Source organism: Pseudomonas sp. (genome assembly GCF_037994325.1).
Taxonomy (GTDB): domain Bacteria; phylum Pseudomonadota; class Gammaproteobacteria; order Pseudomonadales; family Pseudomonadaceae; genus Aquipseudomonas.
In genome coordinates, this window is the sequence record NZ_JBBNAH010000300.1 from 1 (window position 1) to 5340 (window position 5340).

7 protein-coding genes are annotated in these 5340 nt (G+C 59.2%); 2 read left to right on the plus strand and 5 right to left on the minus strand.

Annotated elements, in window-relative coordinates:
• From AAAB16_RS10285 to dadA, 4 genes are all read right to left on the minus strand, one after another.
• On the minus strand, window positions 1-466 hold a 466-nt coding region (locus tag AAAB16_RS10285; protein WP_340663240.1), incomplete at its 3' end, for a helix-turn-helix domain-containing protein.
• Between the two features lie 100 nt (window positions 467-566).
• Window positions 567-1655: an alanine racemase gene (alr, locus tag AAAB16_RS10290; protein ID WP_340663241.1), complete on the minus strand. Its 1089-nt coding sequence runs from the start codon at window positions 1653-1655 to the stop codon at window positions 567-569.
• A 39-nt stretch (window positions 1656-1694) separates the two neighbouring features.
• The gene (locus AAAB16_RS10295; protein ID WP_110615829.1) at window positions 1695-2048 is read right to left on the minus strand and encodes a RidA family protein; all 354 of its coding nucleotides are present in this window, start codon (window positions 2046-2048) and stop codon (window positions 1695-1697) included.
• Window positions 2023-3321, minus strand: coding sequence for a D-amino acid dehydrogenase (gene dadA, locus AAAB16_RS10300; protein ID WP_340663242.1), 1299 nt, complete (start codon window positions 3319-3321; stop codon window positions 2023-2025). Before dadA ends, AAAB16_RS10295 begins: the two co-directional genes overlap by 26 nt.
• Window positions 3322-3478: 157 nt before the next feature.
• Here dadA and dadR point away from each other — a divergent pair, with 157 nt between their 5' ends.
• Complete coding sequence (gene dadR, locus AAAB16_RS10305; RefSeq protein WP_108098017.1) at window positions 3479-3967, plus strand: transcriptional regulator DadR; 489 nt, start codon at window positions 3479-3481, stop codon at window positions 3965-3967.
• A 6-nt stretch (window positions 3968-3973) separates the two neighbouring features.
• Here dadR and AAAB16_RS10310 read toward each other — a convergent pair whose 3' ends face one another.
• Entirely contained in the window at window positions 3974-4327 is a 354-nt protein-coding gene (locus AAAB16_RS10310; RefSeq protein ID WP_340663243.1) for a YkgJ family cysteine cluster protein, read from the minus strand.
• 169 nt (window positions 4328-4496) lie between these two features.
• On the opposite strand from AAAB16_RS10310, the gene AAAB16_RS10315 reads away from it, so the two are divergent.
• Window positions 4497-5340, plus strand: an 844-nt coding sequence (locus AAAB16_RS10315) for an FAD-binding oxidoreductase (RefSeq protein ID WP_340663244.1), incomplete at its 3' end; no start/stop codon positions are given.

The window sequence follows — 5340 nt, forward strand, 5'->3', positions numbered from 1 at the left end:
CAAAGTAGTAGCTATCTCCGCTTTCGAGAATATAAATCTCGTTGCCAACGGTCAGCTCCAAGCGCCCATCAACCAACAGACCAGACTCTTCACCTTCGTGGGTGAGCATCTCGTCGCCGGTATCAGAACCCGGTGGATACGTTTCGTCGAGAAAGGCAATGGCCCTGCTGGGATGCGCTTTGCCAACCAATTTCATGGTGACCGCGCCACTGGACAGATCGACCAGTTCGCTTGCTTTGTAAACCACTTGGGTGTGGTTGTCCTGTTCCACTTCGAGTGAGAAAAACTCGACCAACGACATGGGAATGCCGGCCAGCACCTTTTTCAGCGAACTGATCGAGGGGCTTACGCTGTTCTTCTCGATCATGGAAATGGTGCTGTTGGTGACGCCCGCACGTTTGGCGAGTTCACGCTGAGACAGGCCTTTAAGCTTGCGAATAGATTGCAGTCGAACGCCGACGTCCAATGATAGAGCCCCCTTGGAGAGATGCAGATTTGAGGGCGCATCATCGCAACAGCGTTCAGTATTTACAACACTTGGGTGGCAATCCTGTTCAGGCCAGCCGCTAGGCCCCGGAATAGACGAGCGGGGCCCGGCGCAAATTACAGAAAATCTGGTACGGAATGGTGCCAGCGGCAGCCGCTACTTCACTGGCGAGTACCTGTTTCCCCCACAACTCGACGCGACTTCCTACGCCAGCCTGGGGTAGATGAGTAAGGTCGACGGTGAGCATATCCATCGATACGCGACCAATCAGACGGCTCGGATGGCCGTCGATAGTCACCGGTGTACCGCTCGGCGCATGGCGTGGATAACCATCGGCATAGCCCATGGCAACCACGCCGACGCGGGTCGGCTGTTCAGTGACATAACGCGCGCCATAACCAACCGGCTCGCCAGCGGGCAGCTCACGCAGGCTGATGATCTTCGACTCCAGGGTCATCACCGGCTGCAAGCGCGTGGCGTGGTCGTGCGCGGTTTCGAACGGGCTGGCGCCATACAGCATCAGGCCGGAACGCACCCAGTCGGTTTTTTGCAATGTGGGAAAGCGTGACGACCAACCGAGAATAGCGGGTGAGTTATATAAACTGACTTCCGCTTCCAAGCCTTGCCGCGCCTGGGCGAACGCGGCCATCTGTTCTTCGCTGCGCGGGTTTTCCAGCTCGTCAGCGCGGGAAAAGTGGGTCATCAAGACAATTTTCGACGCTTTGCCGCTGGCCTGCAGGCGGCGGTATGCATCCTGGTACTGCTCCGGAAAAAATCCGACGCGGTGCATGCCCGAATCCAGCTTTAACCAGAACTGCAGCGGCTTGCTGATCCGCGAACGCTCAATGGCTTCTAGCTGCCAGGGCGCATGTACCACGCACCAGAAATCATGCTCGGCGATCAGCTCCAGTTCGTCTGCCTCAAAGAAGCCTTCGAGCAACAAAATGGGCGCGGTAATACCCGCAGCGCGCAGGCTCAAGGCTTCTTCAATGGCTGCCACGGCAAACCCATCGGCCTCATTCTGCAACGCCTGAGCGCAAGGAACGGCGCCATGCCCATAAGCGTCCGCCTTGATCACCGCCAACGCCCGAGCGCCGGTTAATTCACGGGCCAAACGGTAGTTATGACGCAGGGCGGCGAGATCAATCAGGGCACGGGCGGGACGCATGGCGACAGTCTTCTTGGCTTTTTTTAGGGAGGAGCAGGCTTACGGCAGGGCGGCGATAACCGTCATTTCCACCAGCGCTTCGGGGGTGTAAAGCTTGGCCTCAACGCAGGCACGAGCTGGTGCAGTACCAGGGGTTACCCAGGCGTCCCAGACAGCATTCAGCCCGGCATAACCGGCCGCCATGTCTTTGAGGTAGATGGTCACCGACAGGATATGGCTCTTGTCAGTACCGGCCTCGGCGAGCAGGCGGTCAATATTGTTCAGGGTTTCCCGCGTTTGCTGAGCGGCGTCACCGTCGTAGCTATCAGCCAGTTGCCCGGCCAGGTAGACCGTGCCGTTGTGGATAACAATTTCGCTGTAACGGGTTTCAGTGCGCTGGCGCTGGATGGGCATGCTTGAGGCTCTCTTTGCTGTGGCCGTAACGGGAAATATCCAAACCTTCGGCGCTGATCTGCGGACGTTTTTTCGCCATCAGATCGGCCAACAGGCGGCCAGAGCCACAGGCCATGGTCCAACCGAGGGTGCCGTGGCCGGTATTGAGGAAGAGGTTTTTATATGGGGTCGCGCCCACGATTGGCGTACCGTCCGGTGTGGTCGGGCGCAGGCCGGTCCAGAACTCGGCGCGGCTCAGGTCGCCGCCCTGTGGATAAAGATCGTTGACGATCATGTCCAGGGTTTCGCGGCGACGTGGGTTCAGGCTCAGGTCGAAGCCGGCGATTTCCGCCATGCCGCCAACGCGGATGCGGTTGTCGAAACGGGTGATGGCGACCTTGTAGGTTTCATCGAGGATGGTCGAGGTCGGTGCCATGGCGCCATTGGTGATTGGCACGGTCAGCGAGTAACCCTTGAGCGGGTAAACCGGCGCCTTGATGCCCAGCGGCTTCAGCAGTTGCGGCGAGTAGCTGCCCAGGGCCAGCACATAGTGGTCAGCGGTTTCCAGCTTGCCGTTAACCCATACGCCATTGATGCGGTCGCCCGCGTGGTCGAGGCTTTCGATGCTTTGGCCAAAACGGAATTCAACACCCAGCTCCACGCACATTTCTGCCAGGCGAGTGGTGAACATCTGGCAATCCCCAGTCTGATCGTTAGGTAGGCGCAGGGCGCCGGCGAGGATATCTGTCACGCCGGCCAGCGCCGGTTCAACGCGAGCAATACCGTCGCGATCAAGCAGCTCGTAAGGCACGCCGGATTGTTCCAGCACGGCGATATCTTTAGCGGCGTTATCCAGCTGCGCTTGGGTGCGGAACAGTTGCGTAGTGCCAAGGCTGCGGCCTTCGTAGGCGATGCCGGTTTCGGCGCGCAGTTCGTCGAGGCAGTCGCGGCTGTATTCAGACAACCGCACCATGCGCTCTTTGTTCACTGCATAACGGCTGGCCGTGCAGTTGCGCAGCATCTGCAGCATCCACAGGTATTGGTCGATATCGGCGGTGGCCTTGATGGCCAGGGGAGCGTGGCGTTGCAGCAGCCACTTGATGGCTTTCAACGGCACACCGGGGGCGGCCCAGGGTGAGGCGTAACCGGGGGAGACTTGGCCGGCGTTGGCGAAACTGGTTTCCATGGCGGGCGCCGCCTGGCGATCAACCACTACCACTTCAAAGCCAGCACGAGCCAGATAATACGCACTGGTGGTGCCGATCACGCCGCTACCTAACACCAGAACTCGCATGGTTTATCTCCCTCGCCGCGACTTTACGCTGACGTTTGATATCTTGATCGAAATTCCGCGCAGTATATGGAGCCGTTGCCAGTGCATTTCACTGTATTGATAGCTATATTTGGCGAGAATTCTTGGCAAAAGCCCTTAATACAGAGGCGGATTTCCCATGAGAACCCAGCATCAGAGCCGTCGCGAACTGGACAAGATCGACCGTAATATTTTACGCATCCTCCAAGAGGACGGCCGCCTGTCCTTTACCGAGCTGGGTGAGCGCGTGGGCCTGTCCACCACGCCCTGCACCGAGCGGGTTCGCCGCCTGGAGCGCGAAGGCATCATCATGGGCTACAACGCCCGGCTGAATCCGCAGCACCTCAAGGCCAGCCTGCTGGTATTTGTAGAGATTAGTTTGGACTACAAATCTGGCGACACTTTTGAAGAATTCCGCCGCGCGGTGCTGAAGCTGCCGCACGTATTGGAGTGCCATCTGGTCTCGGGCCACTTCGACTATCTGGTGAAAGCGCGAATTTCTGAGATGGCGTCGTATCGCAAATTGCTGGGCGACATCCTGCTCAAACTGCCGCATGTGCGTGAGTCGAAGAGCTATATCGTCATGGAAGAAGTGAAGGAAAGCCTGACCTTGCCAGTGCCGGACTGAGGCGAGCTACACCAAGACCTGGCGCGTGCTGGCGATCAACTGATGCACGCCTTTTTCCACGCGCTCATCGATCCATTCCTCCGGCCGCCGGCCATTCGGGCACGGCATACGCGGCGTTGTACCAAACAGGCGGCAAATCAACGGGCGCTGTTCATACACCGTGCAACCTTGCGGGCCGAGGTGCACACAGTTGAACTCAGCGAGCGCGGCGTCATGTTCTGCCTCGCTTTTTACCGGCAGGCGCGACATCTCTTCCGATGAGGCGGTAACCGGCCCACAGCAATCGTGGCAACCCGGCACACAGGCAAAGCTGGGAATGCGCTGGCGCAGGTGGTCGATCTTGCGGCTGTTGCAGCTCATGGGCGGTGTCCTCGGCGGGCGCGCATGGTAGCAAAAGTACGCCGTTCACTTCCTGCTCACGCCAATTAGCGACAGACCGTAGGTTTTTTCCCGCAGCCCTATTGGCCCGGTCTTACCCGGCCTTTATGCTGCGTAAAATTTACCAAACATAAGAATCAGGATTTCAAACATGAACGCCAGCGTTCAGCCAAGCCTTGGCCAATCGCACGCCCCCTCCTACTACGCCGCCAGCGCCAATCGCCCGCTCAGCTACCCAACACTGAACGGCGAATTACGCGCAGACGTGTGCATCGTTGGCGGTGGATTTTCCGGGCTGAACAGCGCGATCGAACTGGCTGAGCGTGGCTTATCCGTGGTGCTGCTGGAAGCCAACCAGATCGCCTGGGGCGCCAGCGGGCGCAACGGCGGGCAGTTGATTCGCGGTGTGGGCCATGACGTTGAGCGCTTTGCCGGCGTGGTCGGCGCCGACGGTGTGCGCGAGCTGAAACTGCTCGGCCTGGAGGCGGTGGAAATCGTCCGGCGCCGCATCGAGCACTTCAATATTCAGTGCGACCTCACCTGGGGCTACTGCGACCTGGCCAACAAACCCAGCGACCTTGAAGGTTTCGCCGACGACCTCGCCGAGCTACGCGGCTTGGGCTACCGCCATGATCTGCGTCTGCTGCATGCCGATGACATGCACCAAGTGGTGGGTTCCAGCCGCTATGTCGGCGGCCTGATCGACATGGGCTCCGGTCATCTGCACCCGCTCAACCTGGCGTTGGGCGAAGCCGCCGCCGCGCAGTCGCTGGGTGTGCAGCTGTTCGAAAACTCCGCTGTTAGCCGTATCGACTATGGCAGCGAAGTGGTGGTGCACACCGCCAACGGTAAGGTGCGGGCGAAGAACCTAGTGCTGGCTTGCAACGCCTACCTCAATGGCTTGAATAGCAATTTGGGCGGCAAAGTGCTGCCCGCTGGCAGCTATATCATCGCTACCGAGCCGTTGAGCCAAGCTCAGGCGCGCACCTTAATTC

Coding starts and splice junctions, on each gene's coding strand:
- dadR (WP_108098017.1), top strand. CDS start 3,479: ATGAGAACCCAGCATCAGAGCCGTCGCGAACTGGACAAGATCGACCGT.
- dadA (WP_340663242.1), bottom strand. CDS start 3,321: ATGCGAGTTCTGGTGTTAGGTAGCGGCGTGATCGGCACCACCAGTGCG.
- AAAB16_RS10310 (WP_340663243.1), bottom strand. CDS start 4,327: ATGAGCTGCAACAGCCGCAAGATCGACCACCTGCGCCAGCGCATTCCC.
- AAAB16_RS10295 (WP_110615829.1), bottom strand. CDS start 2,048: ATGCCCATCCAGCGCCAGCGCACTGAAACCCGTTACAGCGAAATTGTT.
- alr (WP_340663241.1), bottom strand. CDS start 1,655: ATGCGTCCCGCCCGTGCCCTGATTGATCTCGCCGCCCTGCGTCATAAC.